The sequence below is a fragment of the Psychrobacter faecalis genome, assembly GCF_016107575.1.
GTDB lineage: Bacteria > Pseudomonadota > Gammaproteobacteria > Pseudomonadales > Moraxellaceae > Psychrobacter > Psychrobacter faecalis.
In genome coordinates, this window is sequence record NZ_JABAST010000046.1 from 1 (window position 1) to 20,496 (window position 20,496).

20 protein-coding genes and 2 pseudogenes are annotated in these 20,496 nt (G+C 44.3%); 12 read left to right on the plus strand and 10 right to left on the minus strand.

Translation table 11 applies throughout. The features are described from left to right. The 4 genes and pseudogenes from JFC07_RS11555 to JFC07_RS11570 all read left to right on the plus strand — a co-directional run. Nucleotides 1-140, plus strand: a pseudogene (locus JFC07_RS11555) (IS982 family transposase); the annotation flags it as partial. Nucleotides 141-378: 238 nt separating this feature from the next. Beyond that, nucleotides 379-633, plus strand: a complete 255-nt coding sequence (locus JFC07_RS11560; RefSeq protein ID WP_068408390.1) for a GlsB/YeaQ/YmgE family stress response membrane protein — start codon at nucleotides 379-381, stop codon at nucleotides 631-633. 219 nt (nucleotides 634-852) lie between these two features. Further along, a complete protein-coding gene (gene def / locus JFC07_RS11565) occupies nucleotides 853-1,407 on the plus strand; it encodes a peptide deformylase (protein ID WP_068408392.1) in 555 nt (184 codons plus the stop codon). Nucleotides 1,408-1,566: 159 nt separating this feature from the next. Further along, a complete protein-coding gene (locus JFC07_RS11570) occupies nucleotides 1,567-2,742 on the plus strand; it encodes a type III PLP-dependent enzyme (RefSeq protein ID WP_068408400.1) in 1,176 nt (391 codons plus the stop codon). 94 nt (nucleotides 2,743-2,836) lie between these two features. On the opposite strand, the gene JFC07_RS11575 is transcribed toward JFC07_RS11570, so the two are convergent. The 3 genes from JFC07_RS11575 to dnaJ form a co-directional block, all read right to left on the minus strand. Next, nucleotides 2,837-3,766 (minus strand): hypothetical protein, encoded by a 930-nt coding sequence (locus JFC07_RS11575; protein WP_068408394.1) that lies wholly within the window; start codon nucleotides 3,764-3,766, stop codon nucleotides 2,837-2,839. An 80-nt stretch (nucleotides 3,767-3,846) separates the two neighbouring features. Beyond that, nucleotides 3,847-4,677, minus strand: a complete 831-nt coding sequence (dapB, locus tag JFC07_RS11580; RefSeq protein ID WP_198329083.1) for a 4-hydroxy-tetrahydrodipicolinate reductase — start codon at nucleotides 4,675-4,677, stop codon at nucleotides 3,847-3,849. A gap of 165 nt (nucleotides 4,678-4,842) precedes the next feature. Beyond that, a complete protein-coding gene (gene dnaJ / locus JFC07_RS11585; protein WP_068408398.1) occupies nucleotides 4,843-5,970 on the minus strand; it encodes a molecular chaperone DnaJ in 1,128 nt (375 codons plus the stop codon). 421 nt (nucleotides 5,971-6,391) lie between these two features. Between dnaJ and JFC07_RS11590 the strand changes: the two genes are divergently transcribed. After that, nucleotides 6,392-7,045 carry a DUF2939 domain-containing protein gene (locus JFC07_RS11590; protein ID WP_068405689.1) on the plus strand — a complete coding sequence of 218 codons (654 nt, stop codon included), beginning with the start codon at nucleotides 6,392-6,394 and terminating at the stop codon, nucleotides 7,043-7,045. A 182-nt stretch (nucleotides 7,046-7,227) separates the two neighbouring features. Here the strand turns inward: JFC07_RS11590 and JFC07_RS11595 are convergent, their stop codons facing one another. Beyond that, complete coding sequence (locus JFC07_RS11595) at nucleotides 7,228-8,310, minus strand: disulfide isomerase DsbC N-terminal domain-containing protein (RefSeq protein WP_068405692.1); 1,083 nt, start codon at nucleotides 8,308-8,310, stop codon at nucleotides 7,228-7,230. Nucleotides 8,311-8,618: 308 nt separating this feature from the next. Continuing rightward, nucleotides 8,619-9,323 (minus strand): pseudouridine synthase, encoded by a 705-nt coding sequence (locus JFC07_RS11600; RefSeq protein WP_068405762.1) that lies wholly within the window; start codon nucleotides 9,321-9,323, stop codon nucleotides 8,619-8,621. A gap of 197 nt (nucleotides 9,324-9,520) precedes the next feature. On the opposite strand from JFC07_RS11600, the gene JFC07_RS11605 reads away from it, so the two are divergent. The 5 genes from JFC07_RS11605 to JFC07_RS11625 all read left to right on the plus strand — a co-directional run bounded on the left by JFC07_RS11605 (nucleotide 9,521) and on the right by JFC07_RS11625 (nucleotide 13,952). Continuing rightward, on the plus strand, nucleotides 9,521-10,117 hold the full coding sequence (locus tag JFC07_RS11605; RefSeq protein WP_068405695.1) for a YigZ family protein: 597 nt from the start codon (nucleotides 9,521-9,523) through the stop codon (nucleotides 10,115-10,117). 199 nt (nucleotides 10,118-10,316) lie between these two features. Further along, nucleotides 10,317-11,378: a YheT family hydrolase gene (locus JFC07_RS11610; protein ID WP_068405698.1), complete on the plus strand. Its 1,062-nt coding sequence runs from the start codon at nucleotides 10,317-10,319 to the stop codon at nucleotides 11,376-11,378. A gap of 68 nt (nucleotides 11,379-11,446) precedes the next feature. Then, entirely contained in the window at nucleotides 11,447-11,989 is a 543-nt protein-coding gene (locus JFC07_RS11615) for an acyl-CoA thioesterase (protein WP_068405700.1), read from the plus strand. A 191-nt stretch (nucleotides 11,990-12,180) separates the two neighbouring features. Beyond that, nucleotides 12,181-12,558 (plus strand): DsrE family protein, encoded by a 378-nt coding sequence (locus JFC07_RS11620; RefSeq protein WP_068405703.1) that lies wholly within the window; start codon nucleotides 12,181-12,183, stop codon nucleotides 12,556-12,558. 350 nt (nucleotides 12,559-12,908) lie between these two features. Then, entirely contained in the window at nucleotides 12,909-13,952 is a 1,044-nt protein-coding gene (locus tag JFC07_RS11625; protein ID WP_068405706.1) for an NAD(P)H-dependent flavin oxidoreductase, read from the plus strand. Nucleotides 13,953-14,049: 97 nt separating this feature from the next. Here the strand turns inward: JFC07_RS11625 and JFC07_RS11630 are convergent, their stop codons facing one another. Beyond that, nucleotides 14,050-15,003 (minus strand): alpha/beta hydrolase, encoded by a 954-nt coding sequence (locus tag JFC07_RS11630; protein ID WP_068405709.1) that lies wholly within the window; start codon nucleotides 15,001-15,003, stop codon nucleotides 14,050-14,052. Nucleotides 15,004-15,087: 84 nt separating this feature from the next. Then, entirely contained in the window at nucleotides 15,088-16,176 is a 1,089-nt protein-coding gene (gene nadR, locus JFC07_RS11635; protein ID WP_193030439.1) for a multifunctional transcriptional regulator/nicotinamide-nucleotide adenylyltransferase/ribosylnicotinamide kinase NadR, read from the minus strand. A gap of 167 nt (nucleotides 16,177-16,343) precedes the next feature. Here nadR and JFC07_RS11640 point away from each other — a divergent pair, with 167 nt between their 5' ends. Continuing rightward, the gene (locus tag JFC07_RS11640; RefSeq protein ID WP_193030437.1) at nucleotides 16,344-17,924 is read left to right on the plus strand and encodes an MATE family efflux transporter; all 1,581 of its coding nucleotides are present in this window, start codon (nucleotides 16,344-16,346) and stop codon (nucleotides 17,922-17,924) included. A gap of 85 nt (nucleotides 17,925-18,009) precedes the next feature. Here JFC07_RS11640 and JFC07_RS11645 read toward each other — a convergent pair whose 3' ends face one another. Together JFC07_RS11645 and JFC07_RS11650 are read right to left on the minus strand one after the other, a co-directional pair. Beyond that, nucleotides 18,010-18,891 (minus strand): IS982 family transposase, encoded by an 882-nt coding sequence (locus JFC07_RS11645; protein ID WP_198329084.1) that lies wholly within the window; start codon nucleotides 18,889-18,891, stop codon nucleotides 18,010-18,012. A 136-nt stretch (nucleotides 18,892-19,027) separates the two neighbouring features. Further along, entirely contained in the window at nucleotides 19,028-19,786 is a 759-nt protein-coding gene (locus JFC07_RS11650) for an aspartate/glutamate racemase family protein (RefSeq protein WP_193030435.1), read from the minus strand. A gap of 167 nt (nucleotides 19,787-19,953) precedes the next feature. Between JFC07_RS11650 and JFC07_RS11655 the strand changes: the two genes are divergently transcribed. Continuing rightward, nucleotides 19,954-20,304 carry a DUF2798 domain-containing protein gene (locus JFC07_RS11655; protein WP_226928786.1) on the plus strand — a complete coding sequence of 117 codons (351 nt, stop codon included), beginning with the start codon at nucleotides 19,954-19,956 and terminating at the stop codon, nucleotides 20,302-20,304. Nucleotides 20,305-20,356: 52 nt separating this feature from the next. Here JFC07_RS11655 and JFC07_RS11660 read toward each other — a convergent pair. Beyond that, nucleotides 20,357-20,496, minus strand: a pseudogene (locus JFC07_RS11660) (IS982 family transposase); the annotation flags it as partial.

A 20,496-nucleotide genomic window follows, 5' to 3' on the forward strand; every position in this document is an offset into this window, starting at 1 on the left:
TACAAAGGGTACGAGCAAGAGATTTATGGCATTTGTCTCATCGATTGATTCGTAAGATTCTTTCACACAATCTGTGCTTTGTACTCAACAAAAAACTTGGTAACCCGCCTCTTCAGTTTGATTTGCTTATTTCAAGTTGAGAGTGGGGTACATTATAGTAATCAACGCTTTGTCACGTTAGCGACTTTACTACCGTTTTAACCTGCCGTTTACCTATTTCATCTGCTTGATAGCAAATATGGCTTTTTTCTCACATAGCCCGTACACAGATAACATTTCGTCGTTACTTTTTATAGTGGCTAATGATTACAATGAATTCATCAAATAAGTAACAGATTATAAATAACCATATAAATTAAAAATATTAGGAGAATAACAATGAGCTTTATTTGGATGATTATCGTAGGTTTGGTCGCAGGTTTATTGGCACGCGCTATTAAACCGGGCAACGACCCGATGGGTTGGATTATGACCATCGTATTGGGTATCGTCGGTGCGATGCTTGGTGGTTTTGTCGCAGGTTTAATCGGTATCAATGCTGATGGTGGCTTTACTGGTCTTATCTTCTCAGTAATCGGTGCGATTATCTTACTATTTATCTATGAGATGATTATGAATAAACGCCGCGTATAACAAGCGCAAGCCATTACTTGTATTAAATTAGAGTATATAAAAAAGGTCTTACCCAGCGTAAGACCTTTTTTAATGACTGCATTTTCTATCTGAATTATGAGTCATAAGTTTTGCTTATGTTATTACCTAAAAAAAACAGGCTATTGATATGCATTACTTTTGCCCCCATTTATCTTATAATATCAGACCTATTTTATCTTTATCGTTGAGGTGAGCCTTATGGCGTTACTCCCTATTTTAAGCTATCCCGACCCGCGCTTACGCACGATTGCTAAGCCTGTCAAGGAAGTTACGGCTGAAATCAAAACCTTAATCGCCGATATGATTGAGACGATGTATGATGCGCAAGGTATTGGATTGGCGGCAAGCCAAGTCGACCGTCATATTCAGCTTATCGTCATGGATTTATCGGAAGACAAAGACAGCCCAAGGGTATTTATCAACCCGAAAGTCACGCCATTGGTAGAAGAAAAGCAGCCGTACGAAGAGGGCTGTTTGTCGGTGCCTGAAGTCTACGATAAGGTTGAACGTCCAACCAAAGTACGTATCGAGGCCTTGGATGAAAATGGCAATAAGATTGATGAAGAAGTCGAAGGCTTACTTGCTGTCTGTATCCAACATGAAATGGATCATTTAAATGGCGTTATCTTCGTCGATTATTTATCGCGTCTTAAACAAACGCGGGCGCGTGATAAAGTGCGTAAAGTCCTTAAAATACGCGAAAAACAGGGCGAGCAAATCGCGGATAAACAGCCACAAACCACCAACTCTTAATACATTTATATTTTAAGCCACGTTTGTTGTTCTCTCATTATCGTTAAAAATGATGGCTTTACGATGATAAGATTGGCTTTTATATTCTAACGTTTTAATTCTCTGCTATTTTTATTCTCCGACATTCACTGTCTTCATTAAGGGTTTCCCACCATGACCATGATCAAAATTGACCAATATTTTGACCCTGCCGGCTGGCAGAAATTTACCAAAGCTGCCGAAGGTCGCGAAACCCCGTTTTTGGTGGTCGACTTAAGCCGCATTAAAACAAAATATGCGGAAATGGTTGGTTTTTTTCCAAAGGCAAAAATTCATTATGCTATGAAGGCAAGCCCTGCGGTTGAAGTCATTAACTTATTGGCTGAGCTTGGGTCAAACTTTGACTGTGCGTCAATCTATGAGCTGGATCGGGTGCTTGATTGCGGCGTTGAGCCATCGCGTATCTCTTATGGCAACACCATTAAAAAAGCGCAGCATGTCAAATATGCCTTTGAAAAAGGTATTGATTTGTACGCAACCGATTCTGAAGCGGATTTAAAAAATATTGCTAAGCACGCGCCTGGTTCGAAAATATTTGTGCGTATCCTAGTCCAAGGCTCTGAAACCGCTGAATGGCCATTATCACGTAAATTCGGTTGCCATCCAAATATGGCGATTGACTTGTTGATTCAAGCGCGCGAATTGGGCTTGGTGCCGTATGGTATCTCGTTCCACGTCGGTAGCCAGCAAAAAGACGTCGCCGCTTGGGATGATGCGCTCGCCAAGGTCAAATATATGTTTGACTGGATGAAAAATGAGGAAGGCATTAAGCTACAAATGATTAATTTGGGCGGCGGCTTTCCGGCGAACTATATCAGCGAAGTCAATCCGGTCAAAGTCTATGCAGAAGAGATTACCCGTTATTTGACTGATGATTACAATGAAGATGAGATGCCAGAGATTATCCTTGAGCCTGGTCGTTCATTGGTTGGCGGCTCGGGTGTCTTGGTCAGCGATGTGGTGCTGATTTCGCGTAAATCAGATACGGATTTGACCCGCTGGGTATATACCGATGTGGGCTTATTCCAAGGCTTGATTGAGACTTTAGGCGAAGCAATCAAGTATCCCGTTTATACCCCAAAAATGGAAAACTCAACCAGCGAAGGCACGGTCGTATTGGCAGGCCCAACGTGCGACTCAACCGACATTATGTACGAGGAAGCGGGTTATCAGTTGCCAGAAGAGCTTGAGATTGGCGATAAAATCTTTTGGTTAACGACTGGTGCTTATACCAACTCGTATTCGTCGGTTGAGTTCAATGGTTTTCCGCCATTAGAGGTGGTTTATATTGATTAGTTTTTAACCAATCAATATCAATAACAAAGCGCGGTACTGTAATAAGCAGTGCCGCGCTTTGTTATCTTTGCTTCGCGACAATATTAATAATCAACTACTGTACCAATAATGAGATAGGTACGCTATTGCTGCTATTTAGCGTCCTATTACTGCCATAACCTGAGTTTTTACTTTGATTGTTTTGTGAGATTTGTCCAATATTGACCCACTGCCCGCGTGGCACGACAATGGTGCTATTCAATCTTTGCCCTTGCACGCTATTATTATAACCATAGTTATTATAAGAAGGATTAGCGCGCACGAGCTGTTCTTCTACTTGGGATAATTGTACTTCGACCTGCCCGTTTGGTAGTAGCCTTGGTGTCACCGCAATCCCTTGCGTCGTCGGCAATAATACTTGCTGCTGAATAATAATTTGCCCTGAAGAGCGATGAACATTCGAATAATTTGGATAGGCTAGATAGCTATTGGCAATATAGCTTTGGTTTAATGAGTAAAGCGTGCCGGTGCTAATGCTTGCTGCACTGCCAGACAAGGTTTGTACTTGATATAAATTATTACCATGTTGTTGGCTATTACTTTGGTTTATTACGCCAGTACCTTGAAGACCGCGATTGCTAATAATAACCCGACCTTGCTGGATATTACCTTGGGATTGGCTACTATTTCCAACACGCACAGCAACGGTCAATGCTTGCGGTTGACCGTCAATCTGATTGAGTAACTGCTGTACTTTTTGATAATTAGCAGCCGTGGTATGTAATACGAGCTTATCTTGATAAGTCGACACCGAGCCGCCGTCGCGACTGGCATTTAACTGCTGACGCACCGCTGGTAATAAGCGCTCGCCACCATAGGTATGAATGACATAGGTTTGATAAGCGGCCGCTTGTACGACTATTGGCAATACCGTCAAGCCTAACGTAAATGCTATCGGATGCGTATAACTTGTGGTTTTGGTAGCTTTTATCATAGCCAACGTACGGCCAAAACTTGTTATTAGATGTTCGCTAAACTTATTCATGTCTGACTCCTAGCAGTCATTCTGCTTTATCAATAAGTAACCGCTACCAAACCATCAATGAGAAACCTAATTCTTTAGGTTTAGTCATTTAAGCCTAAAACATCCTGCATGTTATATTGTCCAACTTCTTGCTTAATCACCCAAGTAGCCGCACGTACTGCACCAGCGGCAAAGGTCATGCGCGCTCGGGCACGATGGGTAATTTCAACCACTTCACCGTCAGCGATAAACATCACGGTATGATCACCGATGATTTCACCGCCGCGTATCGCATGAATACCAATACTGCCAGCTTCGCGCTCGCCTGTTTGCCCTTCGCGGCCATAAATGGCGACGTCTTTTAGGTTCTGTCCGCGCGCTTCTGCAACCGCCTCTGCCATCATATAAGCCGTGCCCGATGGGGCGTCGATTTTGTGTTTATGATGGGCTTCGATAACTTCTACATCGGCATCATTGCCAAAGGCTTTTGCGGCCATAGCGAGCAGCTTTAACGACAAATTAACGCCCGTTGAATAATTACCCGCATAGACGATAGCGATTTGCTTACTGGCTTCTTTTAATACTTGCTCTTGTTGCTCATTAAAACCTGTGGTGCCAATCACCATCGCAACTTTGTTCGCAGCGCAGATTTGCATATTTTGCTTGGTCGCATCCGGCAAACTAAAATCAATCAGCACATCAATGTCATTAATAACGGCTTTTAAATCATCGACAATTTGTACATTTAGACGACCGATAGCAGCAACTTCGCCAGCATCGGCGCCGACAAGGCTTGAGCCTTGACGTTCAATCGCGGCATTTAGCGTGGTTTGTGGGTTGTCCTGTACGGCTTCAATTAACATACGTCCCATACGTCCGCCAGCACCGATGACACCAACGTTAATAGTTTGCTCTTCTGTTTGTTGACTCATATCTTGTCCTAAATGTTTTATTTTCGATAGATTGGTTATTAAATTTATGAGGATAAGTTTAGCAAATATAATGGTTAAATAGTTTTTTATAGCATCACCAAAAAGGCCTATCGTTTCACGTGAAACAATAGGCCTTAAAATGACTTAAACAGTAGGGCTTAGCTATCAATCAAATAATTCGCCAATCTTTTTAAAGAAAGACTTTTTATGGGGAGACTGCTGATGCTTGCTGTCACCATCAAGCGTATCTTGGAATTGACGTAACAAGTCTTTTTGCTCGCGCGTTAGATTTACTGGCGTCTCGATGACCACACGACAAATCAAATCGCCTTTCATCGTCGTACGTACTGGCGTCACACCTTTACCGCGCACACGCAGCAATTTGCCACTTTGCGTCCCTTCGGCGACCTTGATTTTGACTTTGCCATCTAGGGTTGGGATTTCCACTTCTTTACCGAGTGCCGCATCAGTAATGCTCACTGGCACGTCCATATAGAGGTCAGCGCCTTGACGGTTAAAGACGTCGTGCGGTTTCACACGTACTTCAACGTATAAGTCACCGTTTTGTACGCCAGCGCCGCCCGCTTCGCCTTCACCTGCTAGGCGGACACGGTCACCATCGTCAACGCCCGCTGGGATAGACACTTCAAGCGTGCGCGATTTATCTTTTACGCCGCTGCCATGACAGTCAGAGCAAGGGTTTTTAATCTGTTTACCAGAGCCGCCACACTGCGGACACGTCTGCTGCACGGCAAAAAAGCCTTGCTGCATACGCACTTGGCCTTGACCATGACACATCTGACAAGTGACCACGTCAGAAGCGTCTTTTGCGCCTTTACCATCGCAAGTATCGCACGGCGCAGGCGCGGTAAAGCTGATTTCTTTTTTACAGCCGCGCACCGCTTCTTCTAAGGTTAGCTCAATGACATAACGTAAGTCTGAACCGCGGCGCGAACGGCCACCGCCGCCGCGTGATTGACCAAAAATGTCACCAAAGTTGCCAAAAATATCGCCAAAAATATCTTGGAAATTGCCACCGCCGCCAAAACCGCCACCGCCCATGCCGTTTTCAAACGCCGCGTGCCCCATGCGATCATAAGCTGAGCGCTTTTCTTCATCGCTCAATACTTCATAAGCCATCGACGCTTCTTTAAATTTGTCTTCAGCATCAGGGTCTTCAGAATTACGGTCTGGATGGTATTTCATGGCCAGCTTGCGGTAGGCTCGCTTAATTTCCTTGCTGTCAGCGGTCTTACTGACACCTAATACTTCATAAAAATCGCGCTTACTCATGGGCTCTCCTATCGTCTTTACAGTCCACCGATCGGCCGATTCATCAACCCGAATCAATCTTCTCCTTTGCACTGCACGCACCTACTTACAGGTTTCACATGAAACGTGGGGAATAGGTAACAAAAAGAGGATAACTTATGAATCTTACGAGCGAATACGGCGGGATGCTGCTTAGCCAAATCAATTATTAAAAGTTTGCGCTATTTATGGAGATGATGGCAGGATTTATCAAGCACTGAGGCGTCTAAATTATAAATTATGAGGCTGTAGATGCCCTAAAAAAGGATTTATTAAGAATTGCACAAAGGTTTCCATACCTTTATAAGGTGTAGGCGTGCTAATATTTAGCGCGATATTGATATATATATAAATACTGTTTTTAATTTTTTAACCATTAGATTTGCGCTAAGGTCGTATTTTTATGAAAAAGCTGATTGTTTTATTGATTGTCATTGCCGTCGCTATCTATGGCGGTTCGCCTTATTACAGCGCTTATCAGCTTAAAAATGCCTATGACGCCAAAGATGGTGCAACGATCGCAGCGGCGATTGATTATGAGCAGGTGCGACCCAGTATTCAAAATCAGCTGACCAGCCAATTTGCAGTGACCATGACCAAATACCCATTGGTTGCCGAACTTGGCGGCGCGCCATTAACCGAAGCGGCCAACGGCTTTATTATCCAAGCGGTCGATGGCGCCATTACACCGCAAAATATTGAAAAACTGATTAACACCCAAGGTCAAGCCAATACCGCGACCAAGGAGCTTGCCGCCGCATGGGCGATAGCCAGTAATCAAGTCGATCTTAAAAATCTGATTCAAAATTTAATCATTCAGCGCGGCGACGTCAATGCCGTGGTCAAAAACCAAATGCAGCAAATCATGCAAAAACAAGCGGCCGAGCTTGAGCAACAAGCGGCGCAAGGTACGGATAGTGACAAGCCAAAACTGGCTTATTGCGGGATTAACTGCTTTACCATTAGCGGTCAGGTGAAAGGTTATCCGCTGACTATCGAGATGCAGCGCGAAGGTTTGATAAATTGGAAAATCGTCGATATTGTTTTACCGCAATAGCTGTTACTACAATAGCTGTCACTGAGATAGACTGATAGAATCAATCATTAAGCACCATTAAAAACTGCCCTATGGACATCGCTCATAGGGCAGTTTTTAATGGTTACTTTCTATGTTATAGACTTTTTAATAATCAGAGCTTTTAATAATCAGAGCTCTTAATAAACAGACTTCTTAATCATTTATTCTACACCCAAGAACTCTAAAAACTCTGGGCTCTCAAAGCTTGCTTGATAAAGGACGCCGTCTTCGCGGTAAATAGCCGGCGTTGCCATGACCGCAAGCCCTGCTGATTTTTCACGGTTAGGCGTTACATAATCGGCTTTACAGCTGGCTGGTGCCGGCGTCATTTTACCTTGTAGCATTGCTTTATCAAAAGCTGTGCGGCGGCTGTCCTCACTACCCTGACACCAGATAGCGCGCATTTGCTCAGGCGACTTTTCATAGATTGGATAACCGATGGTTTTTACCGTCACGCCTTTAGCATTAAGCATGGGTAGCTGTTGATGGAGACGGCGACAATAAGGACAATTGACGTCATTAGCGACATAAATAACCGCTTTCTCAGGGCTGGTGGCAGGATAAGTAATCAGTTGGCTGTGGTCTAAGGTTGCAAATACCGCTTGGTTTTTAAGGCGCTCAAAGTTGCTATCAAGCCCGATAAACTGACCGTTTTCAATCACTGATATCTCACCATCGGTGATATATTGCCCATCGTCTGATAGTAGAAATGGCACACCTTCTAGCGTCGCACCCCAAATGACTCCCGGCACGGCGGTATAAAAGAACGGCGTTTTGGCACTCATGTTTTTTAGCGCGCCCATATTTGCTAATAGGTCAGATTTTAGGCTGGCACTGACGGGCTTGCCCACTTGCAAGCTGCTGCTACGCGCTGGTGTTTTTGTGACGACGCGTTTGCTTGGATTCTTTTGTAGCTCGCCTTGGATGACATATTTACCTTCTTTGGTGATATGCAGCGGCGGCTGGCCTGCCAAATTCACTTGATACATATTGGGCAATTTAGAGGGCACAATAGAAGTGATTTGCGTTTTGATACCAGCTTGGCTCAGCAGTTGGCGTAATTGACTATCGACAGCTTTGCTCACACTGCTAGTCGCTTGCGTACTTTGTATACTTGCACTATTTTGCGGCGCTTGGTTGACATTATTTTTGATAGTGTCAGTGGCGCTTTGCTGCGCACAAGCGGTGGTGGTCAATAATATGACACTCATTAAGCTGGCAGATTTTAACAGAGAGAATTTCACAGAAGACTGTCCTATTGATTTTTAATAGCAATACTTTAAAAATGCTCATTATTAATAAAGCTGACTATATTATGTAAAAATATAGATTAAAAAAAGATAGGCAGACTTTAGCACAAGGACAGTTTTTGCAAAGGTATTAGGGCTTAATTTTGCAAAATTGCTACTTAGCTTTAAGAGATAGGCAACACAGACAGTAGCCAGGGAATATAACGGTAAACAGTGGACATTAAAAAAGCAGCGCACTTTTTCATGGCTGCTGTTTTTGCAGAAAATTTTTATGACTGTTTAAGATGCAGCAAAAACCAAACTTAGAATTTAGCGACTTCTTCCGGCGTTAAGAAACGACTGTCGCCTTTCTCCAAACCGTCTAAGGTAATATGACCAATACTGGCGCGATGCAGCTCGGTGACCCGATTACCAAAATAGCCCATCATACGTTTTACTTGATGATATTTACCCTGCTCCAAGGTCAAGCGTGCATGGGTTTCATCAATAAACTCAAGGGTAGCAGGCTTAGTTTCTTCGTGGTCGCCTTCTAAGAGAATACCTTCAGCCACTTCTTTGACGGCATTGGCTTGCGCGTCGCTGTCCATGGGACTTGCTAATGTGAGCTCGTATATTTTGGCATGCTCATGTTTAGGGCTGGTCACGCGGTGCAACCAACTGCCATCGTCACTGATAAGTAGGGCGCCCGTGGTATCGACATCGAGGCGTCCTGCAATACGCAAGCTGCCAAGCTCAGGTACCGCGATTAGCTCGGTGACGATAGGATATTCTTTGGCTTTTAAAGAGCATTCAAAACCTTCGGGTTTATGGAGCAAGATATAGCGATTACCAGTCGCAACCGACAATGGCTCGCCCGCCCACAGTACTTCATCGTTGACGATATCGACATGCAGCCCTGGATCTTTGACCACCGCATCATTTACCGTCACTTCACCGGCGTGCAAAATCCGCTTTGATTCTTTGCGCGACAGCTCAGTGGCTTTACTTATAAATTTATCTAGACGCATACGCTTGACTACCATTCGTTTTATACTACCAACCTCGTATTAAAAGCCAACTATACAAGCACGGCTCTCCTGCTTGTCCGCTGTCTTAAACGGTGAGAAGTGGTACTATAATAAAAAATTAAATAAACACTGCGCCCAATACGGCAGGCAGTGAAAGTTAAGTAAGTTTACCATATCCAACCTAGACCTGATGAAATATGAGCTATCAAACGCTAAAACATGCGGTCAGCACGCGCTTAGACATTAAAAAGTCTGAGTTTATTGCCTACGCCTATCCTGTTACCTCGCGCGAGCAAGCTATGTTTCACGTGGAACAGCTACGCGTAAAGTATGCCGATGCGCGTCACCACTGTTGGGCGTATATCATTGGCGACCCTAATAACACCACCAGCGCAGGTTTTGATGATGATGGCGAACCAAATGGTACGGCAGGACGACCGATATTAAATGTCTTACAGCATAAATCTATCGGCAACGTCATTATCATCGTCGTACGTTACTTTGGCGGTATCAAACTCGGTGCAGGCGGTCTAACTCGCGCTTATGCAGGTTCTGCGCAGGCGGCCGTCGATGAAATGGTACTGCTCCCGTACGTGCCGATGGCGCAAGTACAAATAATCGCTGAGTTTGCCACCGAAGCACAGTGCCGCTACGTGGTCGAAGATTTAGGCGGCCATATTGATGATGTGACTTATAGTAAACAAGTGACCTTGACCGTGACGCTTGCTGAAGCAGATATCGATCACTTAAAAGAGCGGCTGGCGATGGATGGGCGTGTCTTAGAGTCGCCATAATTGATAAGTATGTATGCAGAGCCATTTTTCTTAGTTCTTCTGAGTGGTAGTTCTAGATGAATTGCTTTGAGTGACCATACGTTCACTGAGCGTTCACTGAAAAGCATTGGTTTTGGCAACCGCCGTCGGTATGATAAGGCATTGATTGTTAAAGACGATTTTAACGATCATTCATATAACCATTAAATAAGAAACCTTTATGCCAACATCGAAACCACATAAAACCTTTACCCCTACCCCATTTAAACCGCCATTTTGGTTAAGCAATCCACACTTACAAAGCATTTTACCCAAATTTTTTGCCCCTAAAACGCCGACTTACCGCCGTGTGGTCGAAAAAGACTCCTTGGATGAAAGTGATATTGCCTATGACTTTTATGATGCGCATCCTATAGACGCCGATGTTATAAACTCAGCAGGTAATGGCGAGCTTGAGCAAACCCCATTAATCGTTCTATTTCACGGTATGGAAGGCAGTAGCGACAGCCATTATGCGCGCGCCTTAGCGTACCAGATGCATGCGCAAGGCTGGCACTTCGTCGTCGCCCACTTTCGTAGCTGCGGCGGTATTCCGGCGAGCGGTCGCGTCTTTTATAACGCCGGTGACACCGGCGAGCTGCACCATATGCTTGAGAACTTGCGCAAAAACTTTGCCCATATCTATACGGTAGGCGTGTCGTTAGGCGGTAATGCACTGGCAAAATATATGGGCGAATATGGCGACAAAGCGCTCTGTGATGGCGCAGCGGTGATTTCAGCACCTGTCGATATGTCGTCGGCGGCGCTTAGTATGCACAGCTTTTTGAGTCATCGTATTTATACGCCGTATCTGCTGAATCCCATTATCAAAAAAGCCTTGGCGAATGACATTACTAAAGATGAGATTGACTCTATCAAAGCGGTCAATCGTATCAGTGACTTTGATGATATCTTTACCGCCCCGCGCCATGGCTACCGCTCTAATAACCATTATTATCACGCCTCATCGGCACTGCCTTATTTGATAAAAGTGACCAAACCTTTATTATTAATCAGCGCCAAAGACGACCCTTTCCTTGGTTTTACCGCCACGCCAAACGACGTCTCCGATACTGTCACGCTTTTAGAAACCGAGCATGGCGGGCATGTGGGTTTTATTCGTTATAACGTCGATAAAGACAAATCGACGCATCTTTATAAACAATCAAGGTTTGATATCAATTGGTTGCCCGAAACGGTCAGCGCTTATTTTGAGTCTATTGGCGTGCTGTCTAACCATTGATAATGACATTTGCCACTCTGCCAAACTTTAGTCTTTTTACTTAACCTTTAACTCTTTGAGATTGCGCCATGTATCCATTTATTCGTTATGCCAGTACCATCGCTCGCGCCGCACTACAAGTAAAAAAGGGCAATACCTTAACGTTTAAAGATACCAGCGAGATTAGCTTTCGCTGTCGTCTGACCGATATTGATAATTTCTTGGAGATGAATAATGGTCGCGTGCTGACCCTTTTTGATATGGGACGTACCGATTTTGCGGTACGGAGCGGACTTGGTACACAGCTCTTAAAGCAGCGTTGGGGTTTGGTGGTCGCTGGCAGTACCATCCAATATCGCAAACGCATTCGCGCCTTTGATAAAGTCACCATGAAAACTCGTATTGTCGGCTTCGATGAGCGCTGGATCTATATCGAGCAGTCGATGTGGGTCAAAGGCAAGCCTTGCTCCTCTGCCCTACTGCGTACTGGCGTCACCGAGGGCGGCAAAGTGATTGAAACCTCGCGTGTCTTAGCGGCGTTAGATCAGGCGGATTGGGAGCTACCGCCGAGTGGTTACGTGGCAGAATGGATTATCAGTGATGCCGACCGTCCGTGGCCACCGCAAGCTTAAGGCTAATAACTCAACGGTTTTCGTAAGTCATAAGCACCACCTCTTAACCAAGTAACCTTATAAGTACTGTATAGCTACTATTTGCTAACAATACATTATATAAATAAGTATATTAAATGTTAGGATGGTAGTGAGTTTTTTACTCAACTGAATAATGTTTAAATAAAAAACAGTCTACTAAGGAAAACAATATGGTTAATAATACGGAATATGTCGGCACGCTATTTGATAATAGTGACTCAAACCCAAGCAAAATTACTTTAGCTTTTACCATGGCAGGAATTGCCCTGAAGAAAGGGCACTCTGCTTCCGTGATTTTGATGGTAGATGCGGTGCATTTGGCATTACCAAACGCCTTGGATGACGTCAATATTGGCGCGCCGTTTGAGCCTGCGAGCGAATTACTTGAAGCCTTTATCGAAAAAGGTGGTCAAGTATTGGTCTGCGGTGCCTGTATGAAACATAATGGCGTCGAAGAATCAGCCATTGATAAGCGCTTTACGGTCATCAGTGGTGATGATGTGGTTGAGCTGCTAATGAATACGAAAGGGTCGTTGCAGTTGAATTAAGCGTTTAAGCTAAGCAATATGTTTATAAAAATAGGTTGGTTTCTCAGTCGTCATTTTGATGGTTTGGGGGCTGACCTATTTTTTATTTAATTATTAATTACTAACCTTAGAAAAATATCGCTTTTATAGTGAAAATCTACTGCTTTTATCGAATAACGAAATACACATTATCTAACACGCTCGCCGTTCAGCTTTGCTAAAGTAAGTCATGCCAATTTTCTAATAATACTATTTTTAAAAATCAGAGTAGTAAGGAAAACGAGTGCTAGTACTACATTAAGTAGACTAAGCGAGTTTGACAGCGCTAATCGTATTTTTAAGCGTAGTATAAAATAACAAGGACGCCCGTCATGACCTTACTAAATACCTTTGATTTAACCTACCCTATCGTACAAGCCCCGATGGCAGGGGCAACCACGCCTGATCTGGCAGCGACGGTGAGTAACTTTGGTGGACTGGGATCATTAGGAGGCGGGACGACGGCGCCAACGGTTTTAAATGAGCATATTAATATCCTTAAATCGCTCACTGATCGCCCCTTTATGATCAATCTAATGGTGTTATCCGAGCACGATTCTACTACTTTGGATAGCAAAATTCCTGCTTGGTTAGACGAGTATTATCAGGAAAACAACATAGACATGGCATTACCTGAACGCCCTGCGCTAAACTTTGCAGAGCAACTTCAAGTGCTTTATGACAACCCTGTTCCGGTTGCGAGTTTCACCTTTGGCATTATCAGCGCCGAGCAAGTTCAGCGTTTAAAAGAGTTGGGCACACGCGTCATTGGTACTGCCAATCATCCGTTGGAAGCGAAAGCATGGGCAGATATTGGTGTCGATGCGGTCTGTATTCAGGGCTCGGAAGCGGGCGGCCATCGCGGTGGTTGGTTGCCACAAAGCGCGAGCGATCCATTGGGTTTACTGACGCTGATTAGTCAAACGCGCGCTTGCACCGATATTCCTTTGATTGCAGCGGGCGGTATTATGACGGGGCAAGCGATTAAAGCGGTGCAAACGGCTGGTGCTGAGCTGGCGCAAATCGGTACGGCGTTTTTGACCACCGATACATGCGCTATTAATGATACGTATAAGCAAGCGCTACTTGATGCCAGTCTGGGTAAGCGCAGTAGCGAGACACGTTTGACGCGACTGTTTTCAGGTAAGCAAGCACGCGGATTATTAAATGACTATTTGCGCGATTTTGGTCAATTTGAGAGCGCGCATGAGTTACCGCCCTACCCACAATTAAATGCCATGACCAAAAACTTGCGTGCTCATGCGAAAAATAACCTCAATGCCGAACATCAGTCTTTATGGGCAGGACAAGGGGTCGCTTTGGTCAGAGAAGAAAGTACGCTTGAATTGCTCGAGCGACTAGTAAAAGATTTATAACTTAAACGACTTCATTAAAACCTTATAGACAATAAAAGAAACACCAGAGCATCTGATGTTTCTTTTTTATTTTAAAATAAATACTTTTAACCAATCCCTAACGCTGTGCGTCTACTATATTTCTAAACGCTTTGTAATCGTCTGCCGTTTGTTCCACCGCCTCGATCATCGGTACATGACCAATTTCTGGCATCATAATCACCTGCGCTTGCGGGATGATTTTTTTTATGAGATTGACCGTTTCAGGTTTGATGATCTGATCTTTATCACCCCAAACGACGAGCGTTGGAATTTTATATTGGGCAATGATTTTGGCGCGTTCTTCGACATTATCGGTGACGATTTGCTCGAGGATTTTGGCGTCCAGCGCTTTGTTAGCGATACGCTCTTGGGCAAACACCGCTTTGACCGATTTTGGCAAATATGGCGGCTTATACATGACAAAATCATACATTTTGTAGAAGTCTTCATTGCTCTTAATCAACAGCGGATTGTTCTCTAACGTCGCGCCTTCTAATGATTTAGGAATGCCAGCTGACCAAAAACCTGCGCTATCGACGAGCCATAGACTTTTGACGTCTTTAGGGTATTTTGCTGCGTAAGCTACACTGATAGCGCCGCCCATCGAGTTGCCGCCGACATGAATATTGGACGCTAAGCCTTTCGCTTGCAGCAACTCATGTAAGCGCGTCGCTTGCGCCTCCGAGCGATAATCAGCGCTCATCGGTTTGCTTGACTCACCAAAACCAAGCAAATCAGGAATGATGAGATGATAGCCTTCTAACTGACGCGCGATACGGGTAAAGTTGTCTTTATTACCGCCAAAGCCATGAATGAGTAATAACGGCTCGCCAGCCACGTTGCCGTTTTCGGCATAGACCATCTTATCGCCAGAGGCCAATGTCAGCGCTTTGATTTCTAAATCAGACTTATTACGCTCATACTGGATAATCTTTTGGGTGGTATTGACCGCTAATTGATTGGGCGCGGTGGTACAACCGACCATAGAAAGACTAAAAAGCGCGGCAAGAGCTAGGCGTTTTAAGAGCATCGAAACATCCTTGTTATAGTTATTAGAGAGAAAAGTTAAAGGCGGTTAAATCGCAATCTTAGCATAAGACTATTAAAGGCTAGTTTATTTAGTCAACAATTTATCGATGTAATCGGTAGCCTTGTCGTATCTATCATCATAGTTGCCGCTGATAATGTGATAGCGCACCCCAAACTCATTTAATAAAGATTTTAGAAATTGATTGTTTTTATCGCGAACTTGCACTTCACCAAAAGACCTCAAGCCGTCACCGACCCACTCAATATCTGTTTCCAAAAACAACCACAAGTCATAATCTTGTAGTTCGGCGATTTCATCAAGTATACTTTGTCTTATGCCCAGATAAGCCATCGAAAAAAACTGGGTCGTAATTGCTTCTGTATCCACGAAATACACCTTGTTTGCCGTTTTTCTAGCTTGCCTCTCATGATATTTATGTTCATAAGCAATCTGGGGAAAATCTTCAAGCAAGACAATTTCAGCGTTTATTTCCTCATAAAACTTGCGCCCTGCTTCTTCGACATAGCAAGTGTCGTAACGATGGGCTAAATTTTTTGCTAATGTAGTTTTTCCCGTACTTTCTGTACCAACGATAACGACACTTTTGGCAAAACAAGGCTTTACCGCGTCGGGCAACATATCCCAATACTCAATCGCGCCGTCGCGACGTAGCTGGCTTGCGGATATAGGATAAAGCGTACGGTCGGCGTCGATGACAATATGCTTTGTTTTAGGATATAAGTCATCGAAGTAATCACTATAACTTGGTTCAGAACTAAAAATAAAATCAATGGGCTTGCGTATTAATGCTTTAATCCTATCAGCGCAGCTTTGCCAGTCAGGCTCAGCGTTAGCATGAGCTTGGGAATAAGCATTAGTACCAACATCGATATGAGTATCAGCATTTTTCTTAATATTGGTTTCTTCTATTGCATAGACGTGCACATTATCCAGCTCTTTAGTAATTTCATGCCACCAACGCAGTCTTTGCTCCACCGCTATCGGGGCGATTTTACTTTTATGAAAATAAACCTCACGCTCAAACATCACGTTATAAGTCACTATAAGGTAAAGCTTATCGACCATAGCTGCCGCTTTGCGCATCGCACGCACATGCCCTTTATGTACTATTAAGAACTTGCCACCAAACATACCTATCGTTTCTTTTTTCATATTGTCATTGTTTACTCTCGATTAGCTTTAGTACTACTACTGCCTATTAATACATTATATAAAAAAACGTTACCAGTCTAACCAAGATAGCACAGACAAGGTCATCTATAATGAGGGTTTTTATGTCATAAAATATAGCCAATTTGGATGGCGCAAAAGGATAAACATTGAGTAAGACAACTACCTCCACTGCTAAAAGCCGTGACCTCACCCAAGGGTCAATTGCCAAAACCATGCTGCTATTTGCCTTGCCAACCCTTGGCTCATCAGCCTTGCAGTCGTTGAACGGCTCGATTAATGCCGTCTGGGTAGGTCGGTTTTTAGGGGAAGAAGCGCTGGCGGCGACGGCGAACGGCAATATATTGATGTTTATTCTCATCTCCTTCGTTTTCGGTTTTGGTATGGCGGCGACTATTTTGATTGGTCAAGCTATGGGACGTCGTAATGATACGATGGTGAAAAGAACCATGGGCACGGCGCTGGGTAGTATCATTCCTATCAGTATATTGGTGTCGGCAATCGGCTGGCTATTTGCGCCGTTGCTGCTAAACCTGCTCGGTACGCCAGCAAGTGCGGTAGAGCTTGCGCTGACCTATCTGCGGATGATTTTTGTAGCGATGCCTGTCACTTTAACTTTTACGCTGATCATGATGGCGCTGCGCGGAACGGGCGACTCTACCACGCCACTTTGGTTTATCATTATTTCGGTGATTATCGACCTGATTTTGACGCCGGTGCTGATTTTGGGTATCGGCCCCTTTCCTGAATGGGGTATCTTTGGCTCGGCCTTTGCAACTGCTGTCGCCAACGCACTGGCGCTGATTGGCATGATTGTCACTATGTATTTGCGCGGTTCTGTGCTGACACTTAAGCTGCCCGAGCTGCATTTTTTACGCGCAGACAAAGAGATTTTGAATTCGATGTTTTCAAAGGGTCTGCCGATGGGGCTGCAGATGATTGTTATCTCATCAGCGGCGCTCACGATGCTGTCGCTGATCAATCGTGAAGGGGTGCAGACCACGGCCGCTTATAGCGCAACGCAGCAGCTTTGGACCTATGTGCAGATGCCAGCAATGGCGCTCAGTGCAGCGGCCAGTGCCATGGTCGCACAAAATATCGGTGCCAATCAATGGAACCGTGTTGCAGGCATCACGCGCTGGGGGCTTATCTTTAACGTTATCCTAACAGGCGCTATGATTGGGGTATTAAGCATTTTTGATGAAACTATTTTGGAGCTATTCCTTGGTAGTGACAGCGCCGCCGTGCCGATTGGGCGCCATATTCAGTTGATGGCGACATGGGGCTTTATCTTTTTTGGCATCGCGCAAGTTTTCTTTGGTACCATGCGAGCCAACGGTTATGTGGTTTGGCCGCTGATCGTCATGGTGATTTCGATGTATCCTGTGCGCCTTGGCTTTGCATTCGGGCTTTATCCATTCCTTGGAGCCGATGCGCTTTGGCTATCGTTTCCAGCAGGCATGGTAGCAACGGCGTTGATGGGCGCAGGATTATATCTATACGGCGGCTGGCGCAAAGGTAAAAATATGCCAGCCGAAGAAGCAGCGCAAAGGTCGGAGGAGTTTCGCGCCCAAACCGGCACCAGTGCCTCGTTTCGCGATATTTTACCGACCACGGTATGGAAACTCTCGCCTTTACGCCGTATTACAAGGCTGCGTCGTCGACTACAAAAACGCCTGCAAAAACACCGTATGAGAAGAAAACATAAACGTTCCTCGCGCGGTTTATAGGTAGTCAATGCAATGGGTTTAAGTTCAACCGTTTTAAAATTAACCCCAGTTCGGGATAAGCCACATTGTAACTCATTGATACTATTTACAATGTGGCTACCTGTCCCTGCTGAGGCATGTTTTTGATAGTGGGTTTATAGGGAAACCAGCAATAAGTAATCAAACCTGACAGCAAGTTTGTGATAAACCCCGTGACACTACGATGGCGTGAGTGTTCGATTTGGCACAAGTTTTTAAGCTCTCCAAACACCGTTTCAACCAAAGAGCGATGATTGAGTAGTGCCTCATCTATAGGCTCAAGCAATTGGAGTTTCATATTACGCCGAAGTTTGGTGATCAACATGGTATCACTGTGTTTTGTGAGCCACTCGTTTAGTGCTTTACTGATATAGCCTCTATCCCCAAACACCTTGCCAAACACAGACGTTGCCATATCCTTAACAGGCACTCTGTCATCCGTATTACCCGCAGTGACTTTAACAGATAAAAGCTCGCCCTTATGATTGATAATGGCGTGCAGCTTAAAGCCATAGAACCAGCCCATGCTGCTTTTGCCTCGCGTTGCCATTCTTTCAAAGACTTTATGACGGTAGATACGCTTGTTATGACAAACTGCTATCTTGGTTGAATCAATATAGCTGATACCTGTACAGTCGCCCATCATGCTTTGCAAGTAGGCACATAATGGCATGATACTGCGTGGTATCAGCTCTATAAACCGTGAATAACAGGGCAAGTTTGGAAACTCCCGCTTCATCATGCCAAGCATGTGATGGTAGTAAAAAGACTTAAACTGTCGATACCGCAGTTGATGAAACAGTACCAAGATGGTCATCATCTCTGATACACTTATCTTGCATGCTCTTAGCCGTTGACGGCCCGTTGCGATTAAGTGAGCGTCAAACTCAGGTTTGAATTGCTGATAAAAGTCGTCAATATGGCAGTATAGTTCGGTTAGGTTGTCCATGTAAGAAGTCCTTGTTGTGAAGTTTGTCTTGGTAAACTCACTTTAACAACTTCGGACTTCTTTTTTTATCTTTTTTTTGAGCCCTTATCCCGAACTGGGGTTAAAATTAACTATTTTAAAATCACTAACCTTAAAATCAAGAACTTAATAAAAAATCCACCGCTGCTGCTGCATGAATTGCAGTGGTATCAAATACGGGAATGGGGCTGTCTGCTTGCTGAATCAGCAGTCCAATTTCGGTACAGCCCAAAATGACGCCCTTTGCGCCTTTATCTGCTAAATTTTCAGTCACTTGCTGATAATACTGACGTGAGCTATCAAGTAGCTGACCTTGACACAGCTCCTCATAAATAATGCGATGTACCTCTGCCCGTGCGCCTGTCTCTGGTATCAACACTTGCAAACCTGCATCTATCAAACGCTGTTTATAAAAATTCTCTGTCATGGTGAACTGCGTGCCAAGTAGCGCAACTTTGGTTAGCCCTTGCTGCTTAATCGCCGCAGCGGTGACATCAGCAATATGAATAATCGGTAAGTTGGTAGCGGCTTGGACATCATCGACGACTTTATGCATGGTATTAGTCGCGATAAGCAGACCTTGCGCGCCAGCTGCTTGCAGACGTTTGCCGCTATTGGCCAATACTTTGCCCATTTCATCCCATGCGCCTTTTGCTTGCAGCGCCTCAATCGGTGCAAAGTCCACGCTATGAATCAGTAAATCTGCTGAATGTAAATTGCCAAGTCTAGCTTTGATACCTTCATTTATCAGTCGATAATAGCTTTCGGTACTCTCCCAACTCATACCGCCGATGATGCCAAGCGTCCTTTGTTTACATGAGTTTTTGGATAAATGTTTTTCTACGTTCTGCGCTAAATTACTTGGATTGGCAGACATTTTTATCCTTATAGAGTTGTTTTGGACAGTGCTAAGTTTACTTCATCAGCATGAACAGCGACAAATTACTAAAACTGAATGATAACAATATAATAAGGCGAACTTGATGATTGATAATAACCATTTTACCTCGCCGTCATCACGCGTTATCATAGTCGCCGCTAAGCATGAGCAATGCTTTATATCATCCTCTCTCATCGCAAAATATCACGTTTACAGCAGCAGTGAAACGTGGCTCTCATCAAGCAGGACAACAGAATATTATGGCAAACTTCCCGACCGTCAGAATACGCACGCGGCGCAAATACTATCGGCTGATTTTCACCTTTTTAATGGCGCTGATGATGTCGACGATTATCTCGACGGCCCTGCTACTGATCAATGTAGGATTTGTCGAAGGCTTTTTTATCACGCTGTTTAATTCGTGGAAATATGCCTTTATGGTCGCTTGGCCGAGCGCCTATATTTGCGCCTATTTAATCCAAGAGCACCTGCTGAGTAGGATTGAGTTTTATTAAAACCTTTATAAAAGTTAGTAAACCATAAAATTTAGTAATTTATACCCCATTCTCAACTTGAAATAAGCAAATCAAACTGAAGAGGCGGATTACCAAGTTTTTTGTTGAGTACAAAGCACAGATTGTGTGAAAGAATCTTACGAATCAATCGATGAGACAAATGCCATAAATCTCTTGCTCGTACCCTTTGTA